This window comes from Robbsia sp. KACC 23696 (assembly GCF_039852015.1).
In the GTDB taxonomy this organism is placed as follows: Bacteria; Pseudomonadota; Gammaproteobacteria; order Burkholderiales; family Burkholderiaceae; genus Robbsia.
Window position 1 is genome coordinate 3,341,706 of the sequence record NZ_CP156626.1, and the last position, 25,613, is coordinate 3,367,318.

Here is a 25,613-nt window from a genome sequence, read left to right on the forward strand (position 1 = left end):
TGGCGTTGTCCCATCCCGCTCAGCCAGCCGATCAACGCGAATACAATTCGACGATCAGGCTTTCGTTGATGTCGCCCGTGATTTCCGAACGATCCGGCACTTGCTTGAACGTACCGACCAGCTCCTTCGAATCAACCGCAACCCATGCCGGGAAGCCGCTCTGCTCTTGCAGGCTCAGCGCTTCCAGAACACGTGCTTGCTTCTTGGCCTTCTCACGGAGCGCGATCACGTCACCGACGCGAATCTGCTGCGACGGGATGTTCGCCACAACGCCATTCACCGTAACTGCACAGTGGCTGACGAGCTGACGAGCTTCCGCGCGGGTCGAGCCGAAGCCCATCCGGTACACGACATTGTCCAGACGGCCTTCCAGCAATTGCAACAGCGTGGCGCCGGTGTTGCCCTTGCGACGGTCGGCTTCAGCGAAGTAACGGCGGAACTGACGCTCCAACACACCGTAGATCCGCTTGACCTTTTGCTTTTCGCGCAGTTGCAGACCGTAGTCCGACGTCCGCGCACCCGAGGTACGACCATGTTGACCCGGCTTGCTGTCCAGCTTGCACTTGTCGGCCAGCGAACGGCGGTTCGACAACAGCGACAGGTCGGTGCCTTCACGGCGGGAGAGTTTGGCTCGTGGGCCGGTATAACGTGCCACTTTTGGTTTCCTTCTGTATTAAATCGCGTTCAGCGCGATGGGCAACCGATCAAGACCGGACGCTGGCGTGCAAACCTGCACATTGACGTCCCGCTCGATCCGCCCGCCTACTGAGGCGAGTCCGGTATCCGGTGCATGTACGTCCTTCACAGTCAGGATCGTTGACACGCACGTCGCACCAGGACGGTGGGCTTATAAGTGGAATGGTTTGCACCATTCCGGTATGCATCGATCAGATGCGGCGACGCTTCGGCGGACGGCAGCCATTGTGCGGGATCGGGGTCACGTCGGAGATCGACGTGATCTTGATGCCCAGGCTGTGCAGCGCACGAACCGCGGATTCGCGACCCGGGCCAGGGCCCTTGATGCGCACTTCCAGGTTCTTGACGCCGTATTCCATCGCCACGCGGCCAGCTTGTTCCGCTGCAACCTGCGCTGCAAACGGGGTCGACTTACGGGAGCCCTTGAAGCCTTGGCCGCCCGACGTCGCCCACGACAGGGCATTGCCCTGACGGTCCGTGATCGTGATGATCGTGTTGTTGAACGAAGCGTGGACGCACGCGACGCCCTCCGGCACGTTCTTCTTCACCTTTTTCCGGACGCGCTGGGCGGCGGAATTGTTCTGAGCCTTAGCCATTCGTTTTTCCTGTGACCAGTGTTGCGCTTACTTCTTCAGCGAAGCAGCGGCACGACGCGGGCCCTTACGGGTACGCGCATTCGTGCGGGTACGTTGACCGTGGACAGGCAGGCCCTTACGGTGCCGCACGCCGCGGTAGCAACCCAAGTCCATCAAGCGCTTGATGTTCATCGTGACTTCACGACGCAGATCGCCTTCGACCGTAAACTTACCGATCTCGAGACGGATCTTTTCTTGATCGTCGTCGTTCAGTTCGCCGACCTTCTTCGAATACGGTACGCCAACCGTTTCGAGGATCTTACGCGCGGTCGGACGGCCGATACCGAAGATCGCCGTCAAGCCGATCTCGGCGTGCTTGTGATTGGGGACATTAACCCCTGCAATACGAGCCATTACTCTTCCTCAACTGAGAGCCTGGTACCGACGCTTAGCGTCAGCCCTGGCGTTGCTTATGGCGCTGATCCGAGCTGCAGATCACCCGCACAACGCCATTGCGCTTGATCACCTTGCAGTTACGGCACATGCGCTTTACCGATGCCATTACCTTCATGATGCTACTCCCTCGAAATCACTTCGCCCTGAATACGATCCGCGCCCGCGAAAGATCGTAGGGCGTCAGTTCCACCGTCACTTTGTCCCCGGGGAGGATACGGATATAGTGCATCCGCATCTTGCCGGAGATATGCCCGAGCACGACATGACCGTTTTCCAGCTTCACCCGAAAAGTCGCGTTGGGCAGGTTTTCCAACACCTCGCCCTGCATCTGGATTACATCATCTTTGGCCATATTCTCGTGCTCAACGCATCATCGTATTGCCGCCCTTGAAATTAGCTTTCCGGAGCAGCGATTCATATTGTTGCGACATCACGTACGACTGGACCTGCGCCATGAAATCCATCGTGATCACCACGATGATCAACAGCGACGTACCGCCGAAGTAGAACGGCACATTCCAGCGCAACACCAGGAATTCAGGCAACAGACAAACGAACACGATGTAAATCGCACCCGCCAACGTCAGCCGCGTAAGAATCCGGTCGATGTAGCGCGCGGTTTGGTCGCCCGGTCGAATACCCGGTACGAACGCCCCGCTCTTCTTCAGGTTGTCCGCCGTTTCCCTGCTGTTGAACACCAACGCGGTGTAGAAGAAGCAGAAGAAAACGATGGCCAACGCGTACAAAATCACATACGGCGGCTGACCCGGGGACAGCGTGTTTGCGATGTTATGCAACCACGGCATCCGCGTGCTGAACCAATTTGCGATCGTCGCCGGGAACAGAATGATCGACGAGGCAAAAATCGGCGGAATCACTCCCGCCATGTTCAGCTTCAACGGCAGATGGGACGACTGTCCACCGTAGATCTTGTTGCCCACCTGGCGCTTCGCGTAGTTCACGAGGATCTTGCGCTGGCCGCGTTCGATGAACACCACCAGATACGTCACCCCCGCAATCAACGCGACGATGATAATCGCCGAGATGATGCTCATCGAACCGGTACGCACCAGCTCGAACAACCCTGCCACCGCATTCGGCAGCCCCGCCGCGATACCGGCGAAGATGATGATCGAGATACCGTTGCCCAAACCGCGCTCGGTGATCTGCTCACCCAGCCACATCAGGAACATCGTCCCGGTCACCAACGTTACGACCGTCGTCAGGCGGAACGCGAGGCCCGGATCGATCACCAAGCCTGGCTGACCGCTCAACGCCACCGCAATACCGAAGGCCTGAAAGGTCGCGAGCACCACGGTGAAATACCGCGTGTACTGCGTGATCTTCCGTTGACCCGCCTGCCCTTCCTTCTTCAGCGCCTCGAGCTGCGGCGAGACGATCGCCAACAACTGCATGATGATCGACGCCGAGATGTAAGGCATGATGCCCAATGCGAACACCGAAAAACGCGACAACGCGCCCCCGGAGAACATATTGAACATCCCGAGAATGCCGCCCGCCTGGCTTTGGAACAACTTGGCCAGTTGGTCCGGATCAATCCCCGGCACCGGAATATGTGCACCGATCCGATAAACGATCAACGCCAGCAGCAGGAAAATCAGCCGCCGGCGCAGGTCACCGTACTTCGGCGCCGTCTTTCCGGATTTCGCAAGACTTGGGCTGGTAGCCAAAACCTTCTCCGATGCAGCCGTGGCCATTCTGCCTGCCACGATTCGCCACGTTTTGGGCGGTTAAAACGGCTTAACCACCGCGCTCATCACTGCCGCAATGGGCAATACCTTGCGGCATTGCCCATCGATCAAACTTACTCGCTCAGCGAGCCGCCCGCTGCTTCGATCGCCGCACGTGCACCCTTCGTCGCCGTCATGCCTTTCAGCACGACCTTGCGCTTCAGTTCGCCCGTTGCGATGACCTTCACGCGTTCGATCAGTTGGCCAACCAGCTTAGCCTTCTTCAGAACGAGCAGGTCGACTTCGTCGAGACCCAGCTTTTCCAGGTCGCTCAGGCGCACTTCACCAACGAATTCCTTCGTCAGCGAGGAGAACCCGCGCTTCGGCAGACGACGATGCAGAGGCATCTGGCCGCCTTCGAAACCAACCTTGTGGAAGCCGCCCGAACGCGACTTCTGACCCTTGTGACCGCGACCAGCGGTCTTGCCCAGGCCGGAGCCGATACCACGGCCTACACGGCGCTTGGCATGGGTCGAGCCTTCTGCGGGCTTGATGGTATTGAGTTGCATATCTGTCCCCAGGCTTAAGAGCCGATGACTTTCACAAGGTACGAAACCTTGTTGATCATGCCGCGCACTGCCGGCGTGTCTTCCAACACGCTGACCGAGTTGATACGGCGCAGACCGAGACCGCGAACCGTACCACGATGCGATTCACGCGTGCCGATCAAGCTCTTGACGAGCTGAACCTTGATGGTTTTATCTGACATGGTGAGCATCCTTAGCCGAGAATATCTTCGACGGACAGGCCACGCTTCGCCGCGACTTCTGCCGGCGTCACTTGCTTCTTCAGGCCATCCAGGGTCGCACGGACCAGGTTGTACGGGTTCGTCGAGCCGAAGCTCTTCGCGACGACGTTATGCACGCCAACCGCTTCGAACACCGCACGCATCGGGCCACCAGCGATAACGCCCGTACCTTCCTTAGCAGGCGCCAGCATCACCTTCGAAGCGCCGTGACGGCCCTTCGTTTCGTGTTGCAGCGTACCCTTCTTCAGGTCGACCTTGAACATATTGCGGCGTGCGCTTTCCATCGCCTTCTGCATAGCAGCCGGGACTTCCTTCGCCTTACCCTTACCCATGCCGACGCGGCCATCGCCATCGCCAACAACGGAAATCACCGAGAACGACATCACGCGACCGCCTTTGGCGACCTTCGTGGTGCGGACGACGGCGATCGGCTTTTCGATCAGGCCGTCTTCGCTCTCAGTCTGAGTGCGTACTTGAGTTTTTGCCATGACGACCCCTTAGAACTTGAGACCGGCTTCACGGGCGGCTTCGGCCAACGCCTTGACCCGACCGTGATACCGGAAACCAGAACGATCGAACGCCACCGACTCTACGCCTGCTGCTTTGGCGCGTGCTGCAATGCGTTGACCGATCAGCGTGGCGGCGGAAACGTTGCCGCCGACGCCGGTTTTACCAGCCAATTCCGTACGCACTTCCGCTTCAACGGTGGACGCGCTGGCGAGCACTTGCGTGCCGCACGGCGAGAACACTTGCGCGTAGATGTGCAGATTCGTACGGTGCACCGCCAGGCGGTGGATGCCGCGGTCCGCGATGAGGATCCGCGTCTTGCGCGCACGGCGCGCACGAGCTTGTTTCTTATCCATGGTGGGCACCTTACTTCTTCTTGGTTTCCTTGAGGATCACAACCTCGTCGGAGTACCGAACACCCTTGCCCTTGTATGGCTCAGGCGGACGGTAGCCGCGAACTTTCGCAGCTTCCTGACCGACGTGTTGCTTATTGATCCCCTTGATGACGATCTCGGTCTGTGTCGGCATGGTAGCCGTCACGCCAGCCGGCAACTGGTGCACGACCGGATGCGAGAAACCCAGCGACAGATTGATCTTGTCGCCTTGCACTTGCGCACGATAACCGACGCCGACCAGGTTCAGCTTGCGCTCGAAACCCTTCGTCACACCGATAACCGCGTTGTTTGCCAGAGCGCGCATCGTACCGGACAGCGCATTCGCTTCCCGGCTATCGTCCGCGACTGCGAAGGTCAGCACGCCGTTGTCCAACGCAACCTTTACCTTCGATTGCGCGTCCAGCGACACCGAGCCATTCGGGCCCTTGACCACGATTTGTTCCGCGCCGATCGTTACTTCCACGCCTGCCGGCACGGTGATCGGGCTTTTACCAACTCGAGACATTGTTCTCTCCCTGACGTCAGGCGACGTAGCAGATGACTTCGCCGCCCACGCCTGCGGCGCGAGCTGCACGATCGGTCATCACACCGCGCGGGGTGGAAACAATGGCGACGCCCAGCCCGTTCATCACGCGCGGAATGTCGTCACGACCCTTGTACACACGCAGACCCGGCTTCGAGACGCGTTCGATGCGCTCGATGACCGGACGGCCGGCGTAGTACTTCAGCGTGATGTCCAGCGATGCCTTCGCACCGTCGGTCGTCACGTTGAAGCTCTCGATGTAACCTTCGTCCTTGAGGACCTTGGCAATCGCGACCTTCAACTTCGACGACGGCATCACAACCGACGTCTTCCCGACTTGGTGTCCGTTACGGACGCGGGTCAGCATATCGGCGATAGGATCACTCATACTCATATCGTTTCTCCTATTACCAGCTGGCCTTGGTCAGGCCCGGGATTTCGCCGCGGAAAGCCAACTCGCGCAGCTTGTTACGGGCGAGACCAAATTTACGGAAAGTGCCACGGGGACGACCCGTGATGGAACAACGATTACGTTGACGCGTCGGATTCGCATTGCGCGGCAGCTGTTGCAGCGCCAGGCGTGCTTCATAACGCTCTTCGTCCGACTTTTGCGAGTCGTCGATGATCGTCTTCAATGCTGCGCGCTTGGCCGAGAACTTTGCAACCAGGCGCGTCCGCTTGTCTTCACGTTCGATCAGTGCCTTTTTAGCCACGTTAACCTCAGTTTCTGAACGGGAACTTGAAGCTGGCGAGCAGCGCCTTCGCTTCTTCATCGGTCTTCGCGGTGGTCGTGATGCTGATATTCAGCCCACGCAGCGCGTCGATCTTCTCGTATTCGATTTCGGGGAAAATGATCTGCTCTTTCACACCGATGTTGTAGTTGCCACGACCATCGAACGCACGGCCCGACACACCTCGGAAGTCACGCACACGCGGCAAAGCGATGGTGATGAAGCGGTCCAGGAATTCCCACATACGTTCTTGACGCAGCGTCACCATCGCACCGACCGGATACTGCTCACGGATCTTGAAACCTGCGATAGCTTTGCGAGCCTTCGTAACCACCGGCTTTTGACCGGCAATCTTCGTCAGATCGCCAACAGCGTGTTCGATCACTTTCTTGTCCGCGACGGCTTCACCAAGACCCATATTCAACGTGATCTTGACCAGGCGCGGCACTTCCATCACCGACTTGTAACCGAACTTTTCGGTCAACTCGGGGACGACTTTTTCTTTATAAATCTCTTGCAGACGAGTCATTTGTCACTCCAAGCGTCAAGCGCTGATCGTCGCACCGGTCGACTTCAGGAAACGAACCTTCTTTCCGTCTTCGACCTTGATGCCCACACGCGACGGCTTGCCGTTCGCATCCACCAGCGCCACATTCGACTTCTGCAGCGGCATAGCCTTGGCTTCGACGCCGCCCGTCGTACCCTTCATCGGGTTCGGCTTGACGTGCTTCTTCACCAGATTCAGGCCTTCGACCACAACGTGATCTTCTGCCACCAGCAGCACGGTGCCGCGCTTGCCCTTGTCTTTACCGGTAATGACGATGATCTCATCGCCTTTGCGAATCTTTTCCATCGCGGCTCCTTACAGCACTTCCGGCGCCAGCGAAACGATCTTCATGAAGCGTTCGCTGCGCAGCTCACGCGTCACCGGCCCGAAAATACGGGTGCCGATCGGCTCGAGCTTGTTATTCAAAAGCACGGCGGCATTGCCGTCGAACTTGATCAGCGAGCCGTCTGCACGGCGCACGCCCTTTGCGGTACGGACCACGACAGCGTTATAGATTTCGCCTTTTTTGACGCGTCCACGCGGTGTCGCTTCTTTCACGGTCACCTTGATGATGTCGCCAATAGCTGCGTAACGCCGCCGGGAGCCGCCTAGCACCTTGATGCACAGCACTTCGCGCGCACCGGTGTTGTCGGCTACTTCGAGCCGAGATTCGGTCTGGATCATGATTTAACTTTTCCCAACTTAATCCGAGAACGCCACCATAGCGCCATCGGTCAGTCTTGGTCCCGTCAGCCAGCCGGCTGTTTGGGCGTGAACGGCAGGCGACAGCTGAAGGACCACTATCACCCTGATACTGCTTGCCACCCGCCGAAGCCTGCACAAACCGCCCGGCGAATGATAATCGGCACCAAAACGCCCTTGCGGGCGAATCCAAATTGAAGCAAAGAGCGAGAGTATAGCCCGCTTTTGCTTCAACAGCAAGACATTCACGGCGACGGGGATTTTTAGCCCTCCCCGTCACCGTTTCACAACACGATGCATGATGCACCGCGGTGATAAAAAAACCGGCCTTAGGCGGGCCGGCTCTTTGATCACCGCCCCGGACCGAAGTCCGAGGGGCGTTTAAGCAATTAGATCACGCGTGCGGCGGTGATCAGACGGGACACTGTCCACGCCTTGGTCTTCGAGATAGGACGCGACTCCTGAATCTCAACGAGATCACCTTCGTTAAACGTGTTGCTTTCGTCATGCGCGTGGTACTTCTTCGACCGGACGACGTACTTGCCGTAGATCGGGTGTTTCACGCGGTGCTCGACCAGTACGGTAACCGTCTTGTCCATCTTGTTGCTGGTGACGGTGCCGGACAGCGTGCGCTTTACGGTCTTGATAGCGGTATCGTTCATTTCTGGCTCGCCTTTTCCGTCAAGAGGGTACGAACGCGAGCGATATCGCGACGAACCTTCTTGATTTGGCTGGTGTTGCTCAGCTGCTGAGTACCCAGCTGCATGCGCAGGCCAAACTGGGCCTTCAGCAAATCGCTGAGTTCCTGGTTGAGCGCCGCTTCGTCCTTACTGCGAAGTTCGGATGCTTTCATCGCTTCATCTCCCTCAGGCGCCGATGTGACGAACGACGAAGGTCGTCTGGATCGGCAACTTTGCCTGTGCCAGACGGAACGCTTCGCGCGCCGTTTCAACGGGTACACCATCCATTTCGTACAACATCTTGCCCGGTTGAATCTCCGCGACGTAGTACTCAGGGTTACCCTTACCGTTACCCATCCGCACTTCCGCCGGCTTTTGCGAGATCGGCTTGTCCGGGAAAATCCGAATCCAGATCCGGCCGCCGCGCTTGATGTGACGCGTCATAGCACGACGCGCCGCTTCAATCTGGCGAGCGGTCAGGCGACCACGGCCAACAGCCTTCAGACCGAACTCACCGAACGACACCGCGTTACCGCGGGTCGCTACGCCGGTGTTACGGCCCTTCTGCTCCTTACGATACTTTCTACGCTTCGGTTGCAGCATGATTACCCTCCAGTGCGGCGCGGCGCACCACGACGCGCACCCGGACCACCGCCTTCGCCGTCACGACGCGGGCGACGATCGCCCGGACGTGCATTGCGACGGTTACGCTTGTCTTCCGCCGGTGCTTCTTCCACTGCCGGCGCTTCGTTCGGACCCAGGTGGTCGCCCTTATAGACCCACACCTTGACACCGATACGACCATACGTCGTCTGCGCTTCCGAAGTCGCGTAGTCGATGTTGGCGCGCAGCGTGTGCAGCGGCACGCGGCCTTCGCGATACCATTCGGTACGTGCGATTTCGATACCGTTCAAACGGCCCGAGCTCATGATCTTGATGCCTTGGGCACCCAGACGCATCGCGTTTGCCATCGCGCGCTTCATTGCGCGACGGAAAGCGATACGGCGCTCGAGCTGTTGCGTGATCGAATCGCCGATCAGCTGAGCATCGATTTCCGGCTTACGGATTTCTTCGATGTTGACGTGAACCGGAACGCCCAACAGACGTTGCAGGTCCGACTTCAACAGTTCGATATCCTCACCCTTCTTACCGATGACGACGCCAGGACGCGAGCTGAAAATCGTGATCCGGGCATTCTTCGCCGGACGTTCGATCAGCACACGACCTACCGAAGCGTTCTTCAGCTTCTTCTTCAGGTATTCGCGAACCTTGATATCTTGCGACAGCATGTCCGCAAAGTTATCGTTGCCCGCGTACCAGCGCGACGACCAGTCCCGCGTTACGGCCAGCCGGAAGCCGGTCGGATGAATTTTTTGTCCCATCGTCGACCCCTTAGTCCCCGACTGCCACAAAGATGTGACAGGTCTGCTTTTCGATCTTGTTACCGCGGCCCTTCGCGCGCTGCGTGAAGCGCTTCAACGAACCCGCTTTATCGACATAGATCGTCTTGATCTTCAACTCGTCGATATCAGCGCCTTCGTTGTGCTCCGCATTCGCGATAGCCGACAACACGACCTTCTTTACCACTACGGCGGCAGCCTTCGGCGAGAACGTCAGAACGTCCAGCGCACGGCCAACAGGCAGACCACGGATCTGGTCAGCGACCAGGCGGGTCTTCTGGGCCGACATCCGGGCCCCGCGATGAATTGCTTTAGCTTCCATCTCTATCGCCCCTTACCGCTTGGCCTTTTTATCCGCTGCATGACCCTTGAACGTACGGGTCAGAGCGAATTCGCCAAGCTTGTGGCCTACCATGTTGTCCGAAATGTACACCGGAACGTGTTGGCGACCGTTGTGGACCGCGATCGTCAGACCGATGAAATCGGGCAGGATCGTGGAACGACGCGACCAAGTTTTGATCGGCTTCTTGTCACGCGAGGACGCCGCCGCTTCAACCTTCTTCAGCAAGTGGGCGTCGCAGAACGGACCTTTCTTAAGAGAACGTGCCATGTCGGCTCCTTAACGCTTCTTGTTGCGGCGCTGCACGATCATATTGGTCGTGCGCTTGTTGCGACGGGTGCGGAAGCCCTTGGTCTTCTGGCCCCACGGGGAGACCGGATCACGACCAGCAGCAGTCTTACCTTCACCACCACCGTGCGGGTGGTCCACCGGGTTCATCGCGACACCGCGAACCGTCGGACGGACACCGCGCCAACGCATTGCACCGGCCTTACCGATTTGACGGAGGCTGTGCTCTTCGTTGCCGACTTCGCCGACCGTCGCACGGCACTCGATGTGCACGCGACGGATTTCGCCCGAACGCAGACGAACCTGAGCGTAGATCCCTTCACGCGCCAGCAACATCGCCGAGGTGCCAGCCGAACGCGCGATCTGCGCGCCCTTGCCCGGCAACATTTCGATGCAGTGGATCGTCGTACCGACCGGAATATTCCGGATCGGCAACGTGTTACCCGAACGGATCGGCGCTTCGGAGCCGGACATAAGCGCTTGGCCGACAACCATGCCCTTCGTGGCGATGATGTAACGACGCTCACCATCCGCATACAGCGCCAGAGCGATGTTCGCGCTACGGTTCGGGTCGTATTCGATACGCTCGACCTTTGCCGGAATGCCGTCCTTATCACGCTTGAAGTCGATCAGACGGTATTGCTGCTTGTGACCACCGCCCTTGTGACGCGTCGTGATGCGGCCGTTGTTGTTACGGCCAGCCGTCTTGCTTTCACTCTCCGTGAGCGCCGCGAACGGACGGCCCTTGTAGAGATCGGCATTGACGACCTTGACCATCCCGCGGCGACCCGGGGATGTCGGTTTGACTTTAACGAGCGCCATGATTACTTGGCCTCCGTCGATTCAAAGTTGATCTCTTGGCCCGGCTTCAGCGAGACATAGGCACGGCGCACGTGTGCGCGGCGACCCATGAAACGACCGAAACGCTTTTCCTTACCCTTACGGTTCAGGACTTGGACCGATTCGACTTCAACCTTGAACAGCAGCTCAACAGCCGCCTTGATTTCAGGCTTGGTCGCCGTCTTAGCGACCTCGAACACGACCTGCTCGTTCTTTTCCGCCACGAACGTCGCCTTTTCGGAGACTACCGGCGCGAGCAGGACCTGCAGCAAACGATGATCGTTTTTGCGAACGTCCGTCATGACAGCAACTCCTCGATCTGGGCAACCGCCGCCTTCGTGACCAGAACGTTCTTGAAATAGATCAGCGACAGCGGGTCGGCATAACGCGGCTCGACAATAGCGACGCCAGGCAAGTTACGCGATGCCAGGTACAGGTTCTCGTCCAGCTCATCGGTGATGATCAGAACGGATTCCAGACCCAGGCTCTTGAACTTGGCTGCGAGCAGCTTCGTCTTCGGGGCTTCCAGCGCGATCGGCTCGATCACGGACAGGCGGCCTTCACGAACCAGTTGCGAGTAGATCGACGAGATGCCCGCACGGAACATCTTCTTGTTGACCTTCTGCGTGAAGTTTTCTTCGGGCGAATTCGGGAAAATCCGACCACCCCCACGCCACAGCGGGCTGGAGCGCATACCGGCACGAGCATTACCCGTACCCTTCTGGCGCCACGGCTTCTTCGTGGAGTGATTGACTTGCTCACGATCCTTCTGTGCGCGGTTACCGCTACGTGCATTCGCTTGGTAAGCGACGACGATTTGGTGAATCAGCGCTTCGTTGTAATCGCGACCGAAAACGGCGTCCGACGCATTCACTGCCTCGCCCGCTTGACCTTGCTCATTCAGGAGCTTCAGTTCCATGATCAGGCTCCTTGCGCGACAGTAACGCGCGCCTTCACTGCCGGCGTCACGAACACGACGCCGTTCTTCGCGCCCGGCACTGCGCCGCGGACGAAGATCAGCTTGCGATCGGCATCGATACGCGCGATCTGCAGGTTTTGCGTGGTGGTGGTGACATCACCCAGATGACCAGTCATCCGCTTACCCGGGAACACACGACCCGGATCCTGCGCCATACCGATCGAGCCCGGCACATTGTGCGAACGCGAGTTACCGTGTGATGCACGGCCGGATGCGAAGTTGTAGCGCTTGATGGTACCGGCATAGCCCTTACCGATCGACACGCCCTGCACGTCGACCTTTTGGCCGTCCGCGAACAGGTCGACATCGACCACAGCACCCAGTGCCAGCGAAGCTGCACGCTCCACGTCGACACGGAATTCCTTCAGGACGACGCCCGGCTCAACACCGGCTTTGGCCAGATGACCAGCTTCCGGCTTCGTCACGCGCGAGCGGCGACGATCGCCGTACGTCAACTGGACCGCGGTGTAGCCATCGGTTTCCAGCGTCTTGATCTGCGTTACACGGTTGTTCGACACGTCCAGCACGGTGACAGGAATCGAATCCCCATCAGCCGTAAAGATACGGGTCATCCCAACCTTGCGACCCACGAGTCCAAGGCTCATTGTTTTCTCCATTCCCGACTGCGATTGGCCGGGGCTTAAATACACCCAAAAGGGTGCGAAATCTCAGCGGAAAACGCCCACACACCCCTTAATCAGGCGGTAGGCTTGGCGCGAATTTCCTGATCACTTTCCGCTGGAAGCGGCGTTTGAACAGAAAATCAAATCGTCATAACGACGAAAAGCTCATCACTATACCCTAGGGAAATAGGGTGTGCAAGCCATCTATCTGATCGGGAAGGATAAATGCGGGTGTCGTTGCAGAAAGACATCGTGCGCCCGGGGAGCATCGGCCGAACGCCGGCGCCCCCCCCCCTCGGGCTGAGCCGTCAGGTCAGATGGGCGGCCAGTGCTTCGGCGACCTTGATGCCGTCGATCGCGGCCGAGTAGATGCCGCCCGCATAGCCGGCGCCCTCGCCGGCCGGGTAAAGGCCTTTGACGTTGATGCTTTCGTAGGCATCGTTACGACGCACGCGGATCGGCGAGGACGTCCGCGTTTCGACCCCAGTCAGAATCGCGTCGGCCATCGCGAACCCGGGCAATTTCTTGTCGATTTGCGGCAATGCCTCGCGGATCGCCTCGATGACGTAATCGGGGAGCGCGGTGCTCAGATCGGTCAGATTCACGCCCGGCTTATACGACGGTTCCACGCTGCCCAGTTTCGTCGACGGACGACGCGCCAGAAAATCCCCGACCCGCTGCGCCGGGGCGCGGTAGTCCCGGCCTCCCAATTCGAAGGCACGCGCCTCCCATTGGCGCTGGAAGGCAATGCCCGCCAGCGGACCACCGGGGAAATCTTCCGGGGTAATGCCGACGACGATGCCTGCGTTCGCATTCCGTTCGTTGCGCGAATACTGGCTCATGCCATTGGTGACGACGCGACCAGGCTCCGACGCCGCGGCGACAACGGTGCCGCCCGGGCACATACAGAAACTGTAGACCGCGCGCCCATTGCTGCAATGATGCACGACCTTGTAATCGGCCGCGCCCAGCAGTTTATGGCCGGCGAAACTGCCGAATTGACTGCGATCGATCACGCCCTGCGGATGCTCGATACGGAATCCCAGCGAAAACGGCTTCGACTCCATGAAAACGCCCCGACCATGGAGCATTTCGAAGGTATCGCGCGCGCTGTGTCCGACCGACAAGACGACGTGATCGCAGCGTAGCGTCTCGCCGGTGGACAGCACCAAACCGCGCACGACGCCGTCCTCGATCTGAATATCGTCGACACGCGATTCGAAACGGACCTCGCCACCCAAAGCGTGAATCGTCGCGCGCATCTTCTCGACCATGCTCACCAGGCGGAAGGTGCCGATGTGCGGACGGCTCAGAAACAGGATGTCTTCCGGCGCGCCGGCCAGCACGAATTCCTCGAGGACCTTGCGTCCGTAGAATTTCGGATCCTTGATCTGGCTGTAGAGCTTGCCGTCGGAGAAGGTGCCGGCACCACCCTCGCCGAACTGCACGTTCGATTCGGGGTGGAGGACGTTCTTCCGCCACAGGCCCCAGGTGTCCTTCGTCCGCTCGCGAACCGCCTTGCCCCGCTCCAGGATGATCGGGCGAAAGCCCATCTGCGCCAGGATCAGACCGGCGAACAGTCCGCACGGGCCCATCCCGATAACGACCGGGCGTAACGCCACGCTGTCCGGCGCGGCCTTCGCGACGAATTTGTAGCGCATATCGGGCGTCACGACGACGTGCGGCTGATCTTTCAGATGCTGCAGCGCGGCGGCCTCGTGCTTGATATCGACGTCGACGATATAGGTCAACTTGATATCGGAGCGCTTACGCGCGTCATGCGCACGTCGATACACCGTGTAGCGAAGCAGGTCTTCCGGGGGAACGTGAAGCGCGGCAAGTCGCGCGTGAATCGCCGACGCGAGTGCGTCTTCGGTGTGGTCAAGCGGAAGCTTGATTTCACTGATTCGTAACATGATGGTCCATTTGCAGAGGGCGCTTTTTATCCGCCAAAGCGCGATTTTACCGCGCAAATCGAGGCTGAGACAGCGCCTTGCGCCGGTGCTTGCGTGGCAATCACCCAACAGGCGTGGCCGCCCCGCTCCCTTCGCCGCCATCGACCAAACCCACGCACGCTCTTTCGAAGCGGCCGCCAGCCTCCGGGCAAGTGAGATCGTTCAAGCATGTCTTTCGGACCGATCCGATCGTCCGCCATCGTGCCCCTAGGTACTTTGAGCGGGGGGCGTAGACAGCTCGGTGCGTCCCATTCCCGAGATGTCTTTCGTTCGATCATCGGAGCAGCACTATGCCCTCTCTTCCCGCCCTGAGCGCCCCGCCTTTATTCGACCACGACACGCGCGGTCATCGGCGCGCCGTCGCTTCCCAGCCCCGCCGTGCCGCCAGCCTCAAGGCGCGACCGCGCCGGCACGCTGCGACGGCAGCGTTGTTCTGCATGGCGTCGCTATTGGCTGCGGCCCCCGTTTCGGCCGCCACGAAAGGGTTTTATATTCAAGCCGACGGGACGCTGTCGATTGGCGCGAGCCAGGTTTCCATGGCCAATCGACTCGTCGGCAGTGGCGGCGGCAACACGGTGTTCAGCTTGGCCAATGACGGCCGCTTCGGCTATGGCGCGGCGGTCGGCTATATGTTCGACCGCGCCGGCGTACGGCTACGTTATCTGGCGCTCGGCACACAGCCGACGCTCGCAATCGATGGACAAACCAATGTCAGCCGCTCCGGGGTTGCGTCGCGCTTCCTCGGTGTCGAAGGGATGTATCTGTTTCCGATCATCCCGAAGCGCGTGGACCTGGCGCTGATCGGCGGCGCCGGCGTGATGAGAACGACGGTGACATTCCCGACAAGCAACCATACCGGGCGTCGCGGAACCGGTACGCAATACGAGCCCGTCATCTCGCTCGGCGTCGGCCTCCGCGTTCCGTTTTCTCGACATTTTTCCGGGGGTGTCGAAGTCAGCAGGCTCACACCGTTCCAAAGTGGCTTGCGCGCACGCGGCCTATATAACAACGGCCAGACGGTCGTCTCAGCCGGGATCGGCTACGTGTTCTAGTCAGGCCCGATGTCCGCGCCATGTGGCGGGCCGGCTGCGAGGATTGCCTGTAACAGACGCTCCCCTAACTGCTGCTCCGATCGTTGTTGCAGACCCTGCACCCAGGTGACGAGGGTTCGCTTCGCGGCGCCGGCGTTCAGGAGGTCAACGAGCGGGATACCAGCGCGCAGATACGCGCGGGCGACGCGCAACGCCTTGTCACCACGCGTCAGCGCGGCTTCATCGGCATCGTCCGGATGCCAGCGCGGGCGCCCTGCCAGAAGCAGTCGAAACGCTTCTGGCAACACTTGTCCGGACCGTGCCGGACGCCATCCCTGACCCGCGGTGTCGATATCGTCGCTCTGCCGCGTCAACACGTCTTGAAGCAAGGCCATTACCGCGAGTCGCGTGAAACGATGCACCCCTTCCATGCTGTGAACCTGGGCGCCATGCGCCCTTGACTCTGCCAGCCGCGCCTGGCGATGCAGGTAATGCGGCCCTTGGGCGACGCGTCGCAGCACCGCGCGCGCCGCCCATGTCAGCTCGTCGGGAATCGATGCCGCGGAACCGATATGCGCCAGCATTCGGACCTCCGGCAATCCGACGACCGCGCTTTGCCACACGGCGTTGATCGCGACGTCTTCGTCGGTGGTCAAGTTCGCCGATCGCATCGGCGAGCCTGGCGGCGCGTTGTCGACATGATCGAGCAGTTTCTCGCCATATCGTCTTTCATAGTGACGCTGCATCACCCCGGCCCATCGCCGGAAATTGTCAGGCGCGCCGCCGTAGCGGGTAAATGCGGCGGCCAATACAGCCGAGCGCAGATACATCCTCGCCAATATGAGCACCGCGTCGACATTCCCGCCGCGGGGTCCGTCGCCCCAATCAAGCGTAGACAAGCGACGACCGGCAAGATAAGCCGCCGTTTCCGCCGGGACGGCATCACGCCCGGGATTCGGACGCCAGGGCACTTGGGGGTTCGTGCTGGCAGCGGGTTCGATATCACCGTCTTTTCTCAGAAGGATGTCCTTGATCAAATGCAAGCATGCAAGCTGAGAAAACGGATCGGCCACATAGGTCTGCCGCCGACGCATGACATTGACCCAGTCATACGCGTGGACCGGGGGCGACGGCTGACCGGCCTGCGCATAAGCCAAATGCCGGAGCACATCGGTCGCAGCGGACGCGATCGCGGAGGGTATCGCCGCCGCGGTGGCGATATGCGCCAAGATCCGAAGCTCTGCGGTTGCGACCGGCACATCGATCAGCAAGGTATTCATGAACGAAACATCCACGCGCGTCGCCGGAATGATGAAGCGCATCAGGTCACGCGATCGTTCTGCGTCGCTTGCGGCGGCCATGTCTTCCAGCGCATCGAAGACGGCCGTGGTCCCATTCGGGTCGAGAAATTCCTGCGGGTCCCGGCGACCGCTCGACAGCATCCGCTCGATCACTACGGTCGGCGCCCAATCGGCCCAGTCTGCCACTGTCACCTTGGCCGCGTTCGGTGCTAACGCCGCGTCAGTCACGACAGCGTCGCGCCCTTCCGTCACGCTCCGTCGCACGCGTTTGCGCATCGGCGACCGGCTCTCCGTGTCGCTCACCTGAATGACTTCCGGCTCCCGCTGCCTTTGGAAATGTGCCAGTACTTCGATCTCAGGCGAATCGACGCGCGGCGGCTCGCCATCGGCAAGCGCGTCGAGAAGCGACGCCGCACTTGCATCGTCGAGAAAGCACTTCGGATCGCCGGCATGGATCGACGCCATTTGATCGATGATCGCCGTAGGCACCCGATCCGCCAGCGCATCGGTCATGACACGACAGGGCGCCCCGGAGGAGCGCAAGGCGTCGAATAGGATCGGCGCGCTGCCTGCGGCGGATGACACCGCGTCGCAACGTCGGGATTCCCTGCTCGACCGGCGCGCAATCTCCAAGCCGCCTGATATATCGGCAACTCTCCGAGCTGAGGCGTCCTCTTGCACGGTATCGCGCGCGATGACGTCATCCTGACACCCAGATCCTGCTTCGCGCGTCGGCAAGTTCGAGTGCATCGTGTGCTCAATGGTCTGTTCGATCAGGTGTTGGAAATTCACTGCCCTCTCACCCATATAGTAAGGAATACGATCTATTACTCGCGCCCATCTCCAGTCACTGTGCGCGCTGACGCCCATGGCACGCCAGAACGGCTAGGTGCATGTTTTGTGCCGCCCTTGACCGCGTCCGTAACGTGCGCAACGCCGAAAGGGAGCCCGGTCTTATGGCGATAGCATACGGTTTACCCGGGTCCCAGCCTATTAGCCCATTCGGCGGATGGGGCCTGACGCGGGGTTAGCGCCGCAGCGGGAACGCTAGCCGATCCTGTCCTGCAGACGGATCCGGCTAAGCATCCCGACCATCCGTTCACCCAGGCGTCGCTCCGCCTGATGCTGCAGCGCAAGCGTCCAGGTGATGATGCTCCGCTTCGCAGCGCCCGCCGCCACGACATCGACAAGCGGAATGCCCGCGCGGAAATACATCCTGGCGACGCGATTCCCGCGCTCCTCCAGCGCCCTGTATCGCGCGGGACCGTTCAAATTGTCGTGCCCGCTCGGTTCGTCCAGAAGTGCCCGGAATGCCGCGGGAAATGAAACGCCTCGGTTTGTCGAACGCCAGCCCTCTCCCGCTGGGTCGATATCGTCACGCCGGCGCGTCATCAGATCCTTGATCAAGGCGATCGCCGCGAGGCGCGTGAAGCGTTCCTCGCCAGCGCGGCTGCGGACCGTCGTGGCGCGTGTTCGGACCTCCGCGCGTCGCGCTTGCGAATGCAGGATATGCCGGCTTCCCGCGAGCCGCCGAAGGACTGCACGCGCCGCCCACGTAACCTCATCCGGCACCGACGCAACGGAGCCGATATGCATCAGCAGACGGATCTCCGCAAACCCCACCGGCACGCTCTCCAAAAGGACATCCATCGCCGATTCTTCGTCCACGGCGCTGACCGCCGAGGACACTGCGGCTTCTTCTCCACCTGCCTCCCGCTGCGGCAGCGACACCGACAGCGGCTCTCCACCGGTTTCGGTCGGCGTAAAGATCGATCTGGGCGCTCTATCGCTCATTGCTGCCGTCTGCGGCGCGGGGAGAAAGCGGGGCGGAACAAGCGCGAGATGCTGCAGTAATACGTCGCCATACCGTTGTTCATAGTGGCGCAGCAGTACGCCGCACCAGCGCCTGACGTTGTCGGTCACGCTACTGTGCTCTGAAAAGGCGCTCGCGCGAACAGCCGATCGCAAATACATCCTCGCAATTTCCCGTTCCGTCTTCGGGTCACGGACGCGCGCATTATGCCCCCACCCCGATGTCGTCACGCTGCGGGAGCCGAGGTAGTGTCGCGTCGCTTCCGGGAGCACGTAACGCTCGGGATTCGGGCACCAAGGGAGATCGGGATACACGCTTGGGGCCGGCTCGATGTCACCGGCCTCCCGGATTAGAATGTCGCGGAGCAAATGCAAACCCGCCAGGCGCGAAAACGACTGATCCTCCCCATCATGCCGATTTCTTTCGCCGCCGATCCAGCGATAGACGCGCCCCGCTAACGTGCCGCGCTCGTCGGGCGTGGACGCCAAGTATCGGAGTACCGACACCGCTGCCGCGCCTATCGGCGCCGGGATGGCCGATGCCGTGGCAATATGCGCCAATATGCGGCATTCCGACGTCTCGATCGTCACATCGCGCAATAAGACCTCGATGAACTCCGCCTCGCTTCGCTGCGCCGGCACGACAAACCGGCTCAAGTCCGTCGTCCGCTGCGCCTCGGTCGACGGATGGGGGTGATCGGCCTCGTCGAGTACAAGCGTCCCCCCACGTTGCTCGGACGCCGCGCCGGGGTTCGCCCGCGCCAATCGGCTGCGCATCTCCTGTAACCAGCTGAAGTGCGGCTCGCGCGCAACGATGACGCCCTGCGGGCGAATCCGGAATTCACCGATGATCTGCACCTCAGGGGACACGGATGGTAACGGTCTCGCCTGATCTGGGTCGGGGGCGCGCAACGATGTCGACGGGACCGGCTGCGCACTCGCGGTAGACGCCCGCAACGACGATCCCGCGCCGGAATCGCAGGTATGTGAGCGATGTGAGCGCTTGGTGCCGCGGCGCGCCGCTTGCAATCCATCCGAGACGGTTGCCGCATGTTGCCGCGCTGCCGCGGACTGCGACCCGGCGTGCGGTGACGCGTCGGACCGAGCCGACGCGCCGACATCCCCACCCGATATATTGGGGCCTGTCGCGCGATTCGCGCTTAAATCGTTCAGGCGCTGGAAAGGCATCAACCGTCTCCCGACAATATTTAGGAATGCGATTGATCAATGTGTTTATGCCTACATCATACGAGCCACGACGGATCGCGCCTATAAGCCGTTCGGTACGATCCGGGCATAGGATGCCGACACTGCTCGGCCCGATCCGCAAAAAAAAACCGACCTCGAAAGGTCGGTTTTTTCTGACGCAGCCCGCGCGACCGTCATGTCACGGTCGCGCCAGACTTGCCTGATCTTACGCGATCAGGATGCCTTCAGCGTGATGTCCACGTGGCAGCCAGCAGCCAGATCGAGCTTCATCAGCGCGTCGACCGTCTTTTCGGTCGGCTCGATGATGTCGATCAGACGCTTGTGCGTACGGATTTCGAACTGATCGCGCGAGGTCTTGTTCACGTGCGGCGAACGCAGAACGTCGAAACGCTCGATGCCCGTCGGCAGCGGTACCGGACCACGAACGAGTGCACCCGTGCGCTTTGCCGTTTCAACGATTTCGAGCGCCGACTGATCGATCAGACGGTAGTCGAATGCCTTCAGGCGAATACGGATGTTTTGGCTTGCCATGATGTTTCCCTAAAGAACGAGGCGGCTGGATCCGCCATCAAAATAAAGAGCGAAGGATCGCGCGGCAAGTCCCTCGGGACTGACGCGCGCCATCCGAAATATACAGCAGCACCTGCCGCCGCGCCGCTTGCCCACGTCCGGACGGGGGAAATCGGTGTCGAAACAACACACCCATCGACAACGGCACGGCGGCGGTGTCGCGGAAGGTCGGACGGGGAAACCGCCCAACCCGCACTCCGCTCGGTACGGCTATTACTTCGTGATCGTCGCCACAACGCCGGCGCCGACGGTACGGCCGCCTTCGCGGATTGCGAAACGCAGACCTTCTTCCATCGCGATCGGAGCGATCAACTTCACCGAGATCGACACGTTGTCGCCCGGCATGACCATTTCCTTACCTTCCGGCAGCGAAATCGAGCCCGTCACGTCCGTCGTACGGAAGTAGAACTGCGGACGGTAGTTGTTGAAGAACGGCGTGTGACGGCCGCCTTCGTCCTTGCTCAACACGTACACTTCTGCCGTGAAGTCCGTGTGCGGCTTGATCGAGCCCGGCTTCGCCAGAACTTGACCGCGCTGCACGTCTTCGCGCTTCGTACCACGCACCAGCACGCCAACGTTGTCGCCTGCTTGACCTTGGTCCAGCAGCTTGCGGAACATTTCAACGCCCGTCACCGTCGTCTTTTGCGTATCGCGCAGACCAACGATTTCGACTTCTTCGCCAACCTTGATGATGCCGCGCTCAACACGACCCGTCACCACCGTACCGCGACCCGAGATCGAGAACACGTCTTCCACCGGCATCAGGAACGTACCGTCAATCGCACGCTCCGGTTGCGGGATGTACGTGTCCAGCGCTTCTGCCAATGCCAGAATCGCCACTTCGCCCAGCTCGCCCGTGTCGCCTTCCAGCGCCAGCTTTGCCGAACCCTTGATGATCGGCGTGTCGTCGCCCGGGAAGTCGTACTTCGAGAGCAACTCGCGCACTTCCATTTCCACCAGCTCGAGCAGCTCGGCGTCGTCAACCATGTCTGCCTTGTTCAGGAAGACGATGATGTACGGCACGCCAACCTGACGCGACAGCAGAATGTGCTCACGCGTTTGCGGCATCGGACCGTCCGCGGCCGAACACACCAGGATCGCGCCGTCCATCTGCGCTGCGCCCGTGATCATGTTCTTCACGTAGTCGGCGTGGCCCGGGCAGTCAACGTGTGCGTAGTGGCGGTTAGCCGTTTCGTACTCGACGTGCGCCGTGTTGATCGTGATACCACGTGCCTTTTCTTCCGGTGCCGCGTCGATCTGGTCGTAGGCCTTCGCCTCACCACCAAACTTCTTCGACAGAACCGTTGCAATCGCCGCCGTCAGCGTCGTCTTGCCGTGGTCAACGTGACCGATCGTGCCCACGTTCACGTGCGGCTTGGTACGTTCAAACTTGCCTTTAGCCATGTCAGTATGCTTTCAAAAAAGGATCAATATTCGGGATCTGCGCTGCCGGGCCGCCAGCTTTTCGCCCGGCCCGACAGCACGTCCGCGCACCCGTACTCACGAATGCGCGGTGAGTCGTTTTTTGCTTACTTGCCCTTCGCGGCGACAATCGCCTCGACGACGTTCTTCGGTGCTTCCGCGTAGTGCTTGAACTCCATCGTGTACGTCGCACGACCTTGAGTCGCCGAACGCAACGACGTGGAGTAACCAAACATTTCCGACAGCGGCACTTCAGCCTTGATCTGCTTACCACCGCCGACCATGTCGTCCATGCCTTGCAGCATACCGCGACGCGACGACAAGTCGCCCATCACGTTACCGGCATAGTCTTCCGGCGTTTCGACTTCGACCGCCATCATCGGCTCGAGCAGCACCGGGCTCGCCTTGCGCATCGCTTCCTTGAAGGCCATCGAACCAGCCATCCGGAACGCGTTTTCGTTCGAGTCCACATCGTGGTACGAACCGAACACGAGGCGCACCTTCACGTCTTCCACCGGGTAGCCTGCAACCACACCCGCCTTCAACGTGTCCTGGATACCCTTATCGACTGCCGGGATGAATTCACGGGGCACCACACCGCCCTTGATTTCGTCCAGGAACTCGTAGCCCTTGCCTTGTTCGTTCGGCTCGAGCGTGATGACGACGTGGCCGTACTGACCACGACCGCCCGACTGCTTGACGAACTTGCCGTCCACGTCCGCGGCGATCTTGCGGATCGTTTCGCGGTACGCGACCTGCGGCTTACCCACCGTCGCTTCGACGTTGAACTCGCGCTTCATCCGGTCGACCAGAATTTCCAGGTGCAGCTCGCCCATACCCGAAATAATGGTTTGACCCGATTCTTCGTCGGTCTTCACGCGGAACGACGGATCTTCTTGTGCCAGACGGTTCAGCGCCAGGCCCATCTTTTCCTGGTCGGCCTTCGTCTTCGGCTCGACTGCCTGCGAAATCACCGGCTCCGGGAAAACCATGCGTTCGAGCACGATGATCGCGTTCGGATCGCACAGCGTATCGCCCGTCGTCACGGCCTTCAGGCCAACGGCAGCGGCGATGTCGCCCGCGCGCACTTCCTTGATTTCTTCGCGCTGATTCGCGTGCATCTGCAGAATCCGGCCCAGACGTTCCTTCTGCTCCTTAACGGAGTTATAGACGGTGTCGCCTGCGTTGACCAGACCCGAATACACGCGGAAGAACGCCAGCTGACCGACGAACGGGTCCGTCATGATCTTGAAGGCGAGCGCCGAGAACTTCTCTTCGTCCGATGCTTCACGCGTCGTCGGCTCGTCGTTTTCGAGCAAGCCCTTGACCGGCGGAATGTCGACCGGCGACGGCATGTAGTCGATGACGGCATCCAGCATCGCCTGCACGCCCTTGTTCTTGAACGCCGTACCGCACATCATCGGGACGATTTCGCCGGCGATGGTACGCGTACGCAGCGAGAGCATCAGCTCGGCTTCGGACAGCGTGCCTTCTTCCAGGTACTTGTTCATCAGGTCTTCCGACGCTTCAGCAGCGGCTTCGACCATCTTCTCGCGCCATTCGTCGGCAACGCCTTGCAGCTCGGCCGGAATGTCCTTGTATTCGAACTTCGTGCCTTGTGCGGCGTCATCCCACACGATGGCCTTCATCTTCACCAGGTCGATCACGCCTTGGAAGTTTTCTTCCGCGCCGATAGGTACCTGGATAGGAATCGGGTTCGCCTTCAGGCGGGTACGCATCTGCTCGTACACCTTGAAGAAGTTCGCGCCGGTACGGTCCATCTTGTTGACGAACGCGAGACGGGGCACGTTGTACTTGTTCGCCTGACGCCACACCGTTTCCGACTGCGGCTGCACGCCGCCGACTGCACAGTAGACCATGCAGGCGCCGTCGAGCACGCGCATCGAGCGTTCGACTTCGATCGTGAAGTCGACGTGGCCCGGGGTGTCGATGATGTTGATCCGGTGTTCCGGATAGTTGCCGCCCATGCCCTTCCAGAAGGCGGTGGTCGCAGCGGAGGTGATGGTGATGCCGCGCTCTTGCTCTTGCGCCATCCAGTCCATCGTTGCGGCGCCGTCGTGCACTTCGCCAATCTTGTGATTGACGCCGGTGTAGAACAGGATCCGTTCGGTGGTGGTCGTCTTGCCAGCATCGATGTGAGCGCTGATGCCGATATTGCGGTAGCGCTCGATGGGTGTCTTGCGTGCCACGGTTATCCTCTATCTCTCTGGTAACGCGGAAAAAAGGGCTGACAGGTTGTCATCTGACCGACATTTTCCCGCGCGCCCTAACACAAACGGGCGAGGCGCATTCGCGCTCCCGCCCGGAGTACGCCGACATACCGGCTGACTGCTCCTGGGCGTCTCCGGCTTTCCAGCCGGTCGCCGCGGAACAGCTGCGGCATTAGAAGCGGAAGTGCGAGAACGCCTTGTTCGCTTCCGCCATGCGGTGCACTTCGTCGCGCTTCTTCATTGCAGCGCCACGGCCTTCAGCCGCTTCTTGCAATTCGCCAGCCAGACGCAGCGCCATCGACTTCTCGCTACGCTTCTTAGCCGCTTCACGCAGCCAACGCATGGCCAACGCCATACGGCGCGACGGACGCACTTCAACCGGCACCTGGTAGTTTGCACCACCGACGCGACGGCTCTTCACTTCAACCACCGGCTTCACGTTGTTCATGGCAGTCGTGAAGACTTCCAGAGGGTCCTTGCCGCCCTTCGTCTGGATTTGCTCGAACGCGCCGTACACGATGCGCTCAGCAACTGCCTTTTTACCGTCCAACATCAGGACGTTCATGAATTTGGTGACATCGACATTGCCGAACTTCGGATCCGGCAACACTTCCCGCTTGGGGACTTCGCGACGACGTGGCATTTCTTTCCTCTAACCTTTTCAGTTCGGGCCGTCATAAAGACTTACCCGGGTTGCACCAACGGAGGATCTCGACATTGAGACCACATGCCCGGGGCAACACTTACTCAACAGTTGGCGACCTGCGCGTCTCAATCGACGTCTAGGACCGTCACTGCAGCGGACGTGCCGCAGACACTGACTCCAACCAACGCTCACCGGAGTATTCCGGCCTGCGCGACGGCAATCAGGTCTTACTTGTTCTTCGGACGCTTTGCGCCGTACTTCGAACGCGACTGCTTACGATCCTTGACGCCCTGGGTATCCAGCGAGCCACGAACCATGTGGTAACGCACACCTGGCAAGTCCTTGACCCGGCCGCCGCGAATCAGCACGACCGAGTGTTCCTGCAGGTTGTGGCCTTCACCACCGATATACGAAATGACTTCGAAGCCGTTCGTCAGACGAACCTTCGCAACCTTACGCAGTGCGGAGTTAGGCTTCTTCGGCGTGGTCGTGTACACACGAGTGCACACGCCGCGACGTTGGGGGCAGTCCTGCAAGGCCGGGCTCTTGCTCTTCACGACTTCTGAAGTACGGGCCTTGCGAACCAATTGATTAATGGTTGGCATGTTTTTCCTGCGGAAAAGTGTTTCTGTCGATGTCTGTGGCCGGGCAAGCG

Annotated in this window: 35 protein-coding genes; 1 reads left to right on the forward strand and 34 read right to left on the reverse strand. The window is 60.2% G+C overall.

Going from position 1 to position 25,613, the window contains the following annotated elements; translation table 11 throughout:
• Positions 1 to 31: 31 nt before the first annotated feature.
• The 27 genes from rpsD to ABEG21_RS14155 form a co-directional block, all read right to left on the reverse strand.
• Positions 32 to 655, reverse strand: coding sequence for a 30S ribosomal protein S4 (rpsD, locus tag ABEG21_RS14025; RefSeq protein ID WP_347555133.1), 624 nt, complete (start codon positions 653 to 655; stop codon positions 32 to 34).
• Positions 656 to 887: 232 nt separating this feature from the next.
• On the reverse strand, positions 888 to 1,292 hold the full coding sequence (gene rpsK, locus ABEG21_RS14030; RefSeq protein ID WP_347555134.1) for a 30S ribosomal protein S11: 405 nt from the start codon (positions 1,290 to 1,292) through the stop codon (positions 888 to 890).
• A 27-nt stretch (positions 1,293 to 1,319) separates the two neighbouring features.
• The gene (gene rpsM / locus ABEG21_RS14035; protein WP_347555135.1) at positions 1,320 to 1,685 is read right to left on the reverse strand and encodes a 30S ribosomal protein S13; all 366 of its coding nucleotides are present in this window, start codon (positions 1,683 to 1,685) and stop codon (positions 1,320 to 1,322) included.
• Positions 1,686 to 1,725: 40 nt separating this feature from the next.
• Positions 1,726 to 1,842, reverse strand: a complete 117-nt coding sequence (gene rpmJ, locus ABEG21_RS14040) for a 50S ribosomal protein L36 (protein WP_024901987.1) — start codon at positions 1,840 to 1,842, stop codon at positions 1,726 to 1,728.
• A gap of 18 nt (positions 1,843 to 1,860) precedes the next feature.
• Entirely contained in the window at positions 1,861 to 2,079 is a 219-nt protein-coding gene (gene infA, locus ABEG21_RS14045; protein WP_003264140.1) for a translation initiation factor IF-1, read from the reverse strand.
• A gap of 10 nt (positions 2,080 to 2,089) precedes the next feature.
• The gene (secY, locus tag ABEG21_RS14050) at positions 2,090 to 3,418 is read right to left on the reverse strand and encodes a preprotein translocase subunit SecY (protein WP_347555136.1); all 1,329 of its coding nucleotides are present in this window, start codon (positions 3,416 to 3,418) and stop codon (positions 2,090 to 2,092) included.
• 134 nt (positions 3,419 to 3,552) lie between these two features.
• The gene (gene rplO / locus ABEG21_RS14055; RefSeq protein WP_347555137.1) at positions 3,553 to 3,987 is read right to left on the reverse strand and encodes a 50S ribosomal protein L15; all 435 of its coding nucleotides are present in this window, start codon (positions 3,985 to 3,987) and stop codon (positions 3,553 to 3,555) included.
• A 14-nt stretch (positions 3,988 to 4,001) separates the two neighbouring features.
• Complete coding sequence (gene rpmD, locus ABEG21_RS14060; RefSeq protein ID WP_347555138.1) at positions 4,002 to 4,187, reverse strand: 50S ribosomal protein L30; 186 nt, start codon at positions 4,185 to 4,187, stop codon at positions 4,002 to 4,004.
• Positions 4,188 to 4,198: 11 nt separating this feature from the next.
• Complete coding sequence (rpsE, locus tag ABEG21_RS14065; RefSeq protein ID WP_347555139.1) at positions 4,199 to 4,714, reverse strand: 30S ribosomal protein S5; 516 nt, start codon at positions 4,712 to 4,714, stop codon at positions 4,199 to 4,201.
• 9 nt (positions 4,715 to 4,723) lie between these two features.
• Complete coding sequence (gene rplR, locus ABEG21_RS14070; RefSeq protein ID WP_347555140.1) at positions 4,724 to 5,089, reverse strand: 50S ribosomal protein L18; 366 nt, start codon at positions 5,087 to 5,089, stop codon at positions 4,724 to 4,726.
• 10 nt (positions 5,090 to 5,099) lie between these two features.
• Positions 5,100 to 5,633, reverse strand: a complete 534-nt coding sequence (gene rplF, locus ABEG21_RS14075) for a 50S ribosomal protein L6 (RefSeq protein ID WP_347555141.1) — start codon at positions 5,631 to 5,633, stop codon at positions 5,100 to 5,102.
• Positions 5,634 to 5,649: 16 nt separating this feature from the next.
• Positions 5,650 to 6,045 (reverse strand): 30S ribosomal protein S8, encoded by a 396-nt coding sequence (gene rpsH / locus ABEG21_RS14080; protein ID WP_347555142.1) that lies wholly within the window; start codon positions 6,043 to 6,045, stop codon positions 5,650 to 5,652.
• 13 nt (positions 6,046 to 6,058) lie between these two features.
• Positions 6,059 to 6,364, reverse strand: a complete 306-nt coding sequence (gene rpsN, locus ABEG21_RS14085; RefSeq protein WP_347555143.1) for a 30S ribosomal protein S14 — start codon at positions 6,362 to 6,364, stop codon at positions 6,059 to 6,061.
• Between the two features lie 7 nt (positions 6,365 to 6,371).
• Positions 6,372 to 6,911: a 50S ribosomal protein L5 gene (gene rplE, locus ABEG21_RS14090; RefSeq protein ID WP_347555144.1), complete on the reverse strand. Its 540-nt coding sequence runs from the start codon at positions 6,909 to 6,911 to the stop codon at positions 6,372 to 6,374.
• Between the two features lie 15 nt (positions 6,912 to 6,926).
• Complete coding sequence (gene rplX, locus ABEG21_RS14095; RefSeq protein WP_024901997.1) at positions 6,927 to 7,235, reverse strand: 50S ribosomal protein L24; 309 nt, start codon at positions 7,233 to 7,235, stop codon at positions 6,927 to 6,929.
• Between the two features lie 9 nt (positions 7,236 to 7,244).
• Positions 7,245 to 7,613, reverse strand: coding sequence for a 50S ribosomal protein L14 (gene rplN / locus ABEG21_RS14100; protein ID WP_347555145.1), 369 nt, complete (start codon positions 7,611 to 7,613; stop codon positions 7,245 to 7,247).
• Between the two features lie 407 nt (positions 7,614 to 8,020).
• Entirely contained in the window at positions 8,021 to 8,293 is a 273-nt protein-coding gene (rpsQ, locus tag ABEG21_RS14105; RefSeq protein ID WP_347555146.1) for a 30S ribosomal protein S17, read from the reverse strand.
• Entirely contained in the window at positions 8,290 to 8,484 is a 195-nt protein-coding gene (gene rpmC, locus ABEG21_RS14110; protein WP_024902000.1) for a 50S ribosomal protein L29, read from the reverse strand. Before rpmC ends, rpsQ begins: the two co-directional genes overlap by 4 nt.
• 13 nt (positions 8,485 to 8,497) lie before the next feature.
• Positions 8,498 to 8,914, reverse strand: a complete 417-nt coding sequence (gene rplP / locus ABEG21_RS14115; protein ID WP_347555147.1) for a 50S ribosomal protein L16 — start codon at positions 8,912 to 8,914, stop codon at positions 8,498 to 8,500.
• Positions 8,915 to 8,916: 2 nt separating this feature from the next.
• Complete coding sequence (gene rpsC / locus ABEG21_RS14120; protein WP_347555148.1) at positions 8,917 to 9,693, reverse strand: 30S ribosomal protein S3; 777 nt, start codon at positions 9,691 to 9,693, stop codon at positions 8,917 to 8,919.
• Between the two features lie 10 nt (positions 9,694 to 9,703).
• The gene (gene rplV, locus ABEG21_RS14125; protein WP_347555150.1) at positions 9,704 to 10,033 is read right to left on the reverse strand and encodes a 50S ribosomal protein L22; all 330 of its coding nucleotides are present in this window, start codon (positions 10,031 to 10,033) and stop codon (positions 9,704 to 9,706) included.
• Positions 10,034 to 10,045: 12 nt separating this feature from the next.
• Complete coding sequence (gene rpsS / locus ABEG21_RS14130) at positions 10,046 to 10,321, reverse strand: 30S ribosomal protein S19 (RefSeq protein WP_024902004.1); 276 nt, start codon at positions 10,319 to 10,321, stop codon at positions 10,046 to 10,048.
• A 9-nt stretch (positions 10,322 to 10,330) separates the two neighbouring features.
• The gene (gene rplB, locus ABEG21_RS14135; protein ID WP_347555151.1) at positions 10,331 to 11,161 is read right to left on the reverse strand and encodes a 50S ribosomal protein L2; all 831 of its coding nucleotides are present in this window, start codon (positions 11,159 to 11,161) and stop codon (positions 10,331 to 10,333) included.
• A 2-nt stretch (positions 11,162 to 11,163) separates the two neighbouring features.
• Positions 11,164 to 11,481: a 50S ribosomal protein L23 gene (gene rplW / locus ABEG21_RS14140; RefSeq protein WP_347555152.1), complete on the reverse strand. Its 318-nt coding sequence runs from the start codon at positions 11,479 to 11,481 to the stop codon at positions 11,164 to 11,166.
• Positions 11,478 to 12,098 carry a 50S ribosomal protein L4 gene (gene rplD / locus ABEG21_RS14145; protein ID WP_347555153.1) on the reverse strand — a complete coding sequence of 207 codons (621 nt, stop codon included), beginning with the start codon at positions 12,096 to 12,098 and terminating at the stop codon, positions 11,478 to 11,480. Before rplD ends, rplW begins: the two co-directional genes overlap by 4 nt.
• Before the next feature lie 2 nt (positions 12,099 to 12,100).
• The gene (rplC, locus tag ABEG21_RS14150; RefSeq protein WP_347555154.1) at positions 12,101 to 12,763 is read right to left on the reverse strand and encodes a 50S ribosomal protein L3; all 663 of its coding nucleotides are present in this window, start codon (positions 12,761 to 12,763) and stop codon (positions 12,101 to 12,103) included.
• 326 nt (positions 12,764 to 13,089) lie between these two features.
• Positions 13,090 to 14,697, reverse strand: coding sequence for an NAD(P)/FAD-dependent oxidoreductase (locus tag ABEG21_RS14155; protein WP_347555155.1), 1,608 nt, complete (start codon positions 14,695 to 14,697; stop codon positions 13,090 to 13,092).
• 329 nt (positions 14,698 to 15,026) lie between these two features.
• Between ABEG21_RS14155 and ABEG21_RS14160 the strand changes: the two genes are divergently transcribed.
• Positions 15,027 to 15,788: a hypothetical protein gene (locus ABEG21_RS14160; protein WP_347555156.1), complete on the forward strand. Its 762-nt coding sequence runs from the start codon at positions 15,027 to 15,029 to the stop codon at positions 15,786 to 15,788.
• Here the strand turns inward: ABEG21_RS14160 and ABEG21_RS14165 are convergent.
• The 7 genes from ABEG21_RS14165 to rpsL all read right to left on the reverse strand — a co-directional run bounded on the left by ABEG21_RS14165 (position 15,785) and on the right by rpsL (position 25,563).
• On the reverse strand, positions 15,785 to 17,653 hold the full coding sequence (locus ABEG21_RS14165; RefSeq protein WP_347555157.1) for a hypothetical protein: 1,869 nt from the start codon (positions 17,651 to 17,653) through the stop codon (positions 15,785 to 15,787). The two genes, ABEG21_RS14160 and ABEG21_RS14165, sit on opposite strands and share 4 nt — an antisense overlap.
• A 462-nt stretch (positions 17,654 to 18,115) precedes the next feature.
• On the reverse strand, positions 18,116 to 19,750 hold the full coding sequence (locus tag ABEG21_RS14170) for a hypothetical protein (RefSeq protein ID WP_347555158.1): 1,635 nt from the start codon (positions 19,748 to 19,750) through the stop codon (positions 18,116 to 18,118).
• A 552-nt stretch (positions 19,751 to 20,302) separates the two neighbouring features.
• Positions 20,303 to 20,620 carry a 30S ribosomal protein S10 gene (gene rpsJ, locus ABEG21_RS14175; RefSeq protein WP_347555159.1) on the reverse strand — a complete coding sequence of 106 codons (318 nt, stop codon included), beginning with the start codon at positions 20,618 to 20,620 and terminating at the stop codon, positions 20,303 to 20,305.
• A gap of 252 nt (positions 20,621 to 20,872) precedes the next feature.
• Positions 20,873 to 22,063 (reverse strand): elongation factor Tu, encoded by a 1,191-nt coding sequence (gene tuf / locus ABEG21_RS14180; protein WP_347555160.1) that lies wholly within the window; start codon positions 22,061 to 22,063, stop codon positions 20,873 to 20,875.
• Positions 22,064 to 22,188: 125 nt separating this feature from the next.
• Positions 22,189 to 24,291 (reverse strand): elongation factor G, encoded by a 2,103-nt coding sequence (gene fusA, locus ABEG21_RS14185; RefSeq protein ID WP_347555161.1) that lies wholly within the window; start codon positions 24,289 to 24,291, stop codon positions 22,189 to 22,191.
• A 193-nt stretch (positions 24,292 to 24,484) separates the two neighbouring features.
• The gene (rpsG, locus tag ABEG21_RS14190) at positions 24,485 to 24,955 is read right to left on the reverse strand and encodes a 30S ribosomal protein S7 (RefSeq protein WP_024906039.1); all 471 of its coding nucleotides are present in this window, start codon (positions 24,953 to 24,955) and stop codon (positions 24,485 to 24,487) included.
• A 230-nt stretch (positions 24,956 to 25,185) separates the two neighbouring features.
• The gene (rpsL, locus tag ABEG21_RS14195) at positions 25,186 to 25,563 is read right to left on the reverse strand and encodes a 30S ribosomal protein S12 (RefSeq protein ID WP_024906040.1); all 378 of its coding nucleotides are present in this window, start codon (positions 25,561 to 25,563) and stop codon (positions 25,186 to 25,188) included.
• Positions 25,564 to 25,613 lie beyond the last annotated feature (50 nt).

Bases quoted from the DNA above. Each gene is read 5' to 3' on its own strand.
- rpsK (WP_347555134.1), bottom strand. From the start codon at position 1,292: ATGGCTAAGGCTCAGAACAATTCCGCCGCCCAGCGCGTCCGGAAAAAG.
- rpsM (WP_347555135.1), bottom strand. From the start codon at position 1,685: ATGGCTCGTATTGCAGGGGTTAATGTCCCCAATCACAAGCACGCCGAG.
- rpmJ (WP_024901987.1), bottom strand. From the start codon at position 1,842: ATGAAGGTAATGGCATCGGTAAAGCGCATGTGCCGTAACTGCAAGGTG.
- infA (WP_003264140.1), bottom strand. From the start codon at position 2,079: ATGGCCAAAGATGATGTAATCCAGATGCAGGGCGAGGTGTTGGAAAAC.
- rplO (WP_347555137.1), bottom strand. From the start codon at position 3,987: ATGCAACTCAATACCATCAAGCCCGCAGAAGGCTCGACCCATGCCAAG.
- rpmD (WP_347555138.1), bottom strand. From the start codon at position 4,187: ATGTCAGATAAAACCATCAAGGTTCAGCTCGTCAAGAGCTTGATCGGC.
- rpsE (WP_347555139.1), bottom strand. From the start codon at position 4,714: ATGGCAAAAACTCAAGTACGCACTCAGACTGAGAGCGAAGACGGCCTG.
- rplR (WP_347555140.1), bottom strand. From the start codon at position 5,089: ATGGATAAGAAACAAGCTCGTGCGCGCCGTGCGCGCAAGACGCGGATC.
- rplF (WP_347555141.1), bottom strand. From the start codon at position 5,633: ATGTCTCGAGTTGGTAAAAGCCCGATCACCGTGCCGGCAGGCGTGGAA.
- rpsH (WP_347555142.1), bottom strand. From the start codon at position 6,045: ATGAGTATGAGTGATCCTATCGCCGATATGCTGACCCGCGTCCGTAAC.
- rplE (WP_347555144.1), bottom strand. From the start codon at position 6,911: ATGACTCGTCTGCAAGAGATTTATAAAGAAAAAGTCGTCCCCGAGTTG.
- rplX (WP_024901997.1), bottom strand. From the start codon at position 7,235: ATGGAAAAGATTCGCAAAGGCGATGAGATCATCGTCATTACCGGTAAA.
- rplN (WP_347555145.1), bottom strand. From the start codon at position 7,613: ATGATCCAGACCGAATCTCGGCTCGAAGTAGCCGACAACACCGGTGCG.
- rpsQ (WP_347555146.1), bottom strand. From the start codon at position 8,293: ATGAACGATACCGCTATCAAGACCGTAAAGCGCACGCTGTCCGGCACC.
- rpmC (WP_024902000.1), bottom strand. From the start codon at position 8,484: ATGAAAGCATCCGAACTTCGCAGTAAGGACGAAGCGGCGCTCAACCAG.
- rplP (WP_347555147.1), bottom strand. From the start codon at position 8,914: ATGCTGCAACCGAAGCGTAGAAAGTATCGTAAGGAGCAGAAGGGCCGT.
- rpsC (WP_347555148.1), bottom strand. From the start codon at position 9,693: ATGGGACAAAAAATTCATCCGACCGGCTTCCGGCTGGCCGTAACGCGG.
- rplV (WP_347555150.1), bottom strand. From the start codon at position 10,033: ATGGAAGCTAAAGCAATTCATCGCGGGGCCCGGATGTCGGCCCAGAAG.
- rpsS (WP_024902004.1), bottom strand. From the start codon at position 10,321: ATGGCACGTTCTCTTAAGAAAGGTCCGTTCTGCGACGCCCACTTGCTG.
- rplB (WP_347555151.1), bottom strand. From the start codon at position 11,161: ATGGCGCTCGTTAAAGTCAAACCGACATCCCCGGGTCGCCGCGGGATG.
- rplW (WP_347555152.1), bottom strand. From the start codon at position 11,481: ATGACGGACGTTCGCAAAAACGATCATCGTTTGCTGCAGGTCCTGCTC.
- rplD (WP_347555153.1), bottom strand. From the start codon at position 12,098: ATGGAACTGAAGCTCCTGAATGAGCAAGGTCAAGCGGGCGAGGCAGTG.
- rplC (WP_347555154.1), bottom strand. From the start codon at position 12,763: ATGAGCCTTGGACTCGTGGGTCGCAAGGTTGGGATGACCCGTATCTTT.
- ABEG21_RS14155 (WP_347555155.1), bottom strand. From the start codon at position 14,697: ATGTTACGAATCAGTGAAATCAAGCTTCCGCTTGACCACACCGAAGAC.
- ABEG21_RS14160 (WP_347555156.1), top strand. From the start codon at position 15,027: ATGCCCTCTCTTCCCGCCCTGAGCGCCCCGCCTTTATTCGACCACGAC.
- rpsJ (WP_347555159.1), bottom strand. From the start codon at position 20,620: ATGGCAAGCCAAAACATCCGTATTCGCCTGAAGGCATTCGACTACCGT.
- tuf (WP_347555160.1), bottom strand. From the start codon at position 22,063: ATGGCTAAAGGCAAGTTTGAACGTACCAAGCCGCACGTGAACGTGGGC.
- rpsG (WP_024906039.1), bottom strand. From the start codon at position 24,955: ATGCCACGTCGTCGCGAAGTCCCCAAGCGGGAAGTGTTGCCGGATCCG.
- rpsL (WP_024906040.1), bottom strand. From the start codon at position 25,563: ATGCCAACCATTAATCAATTGGTTCGCAAGGCCCGTACTTCAGAAGTC.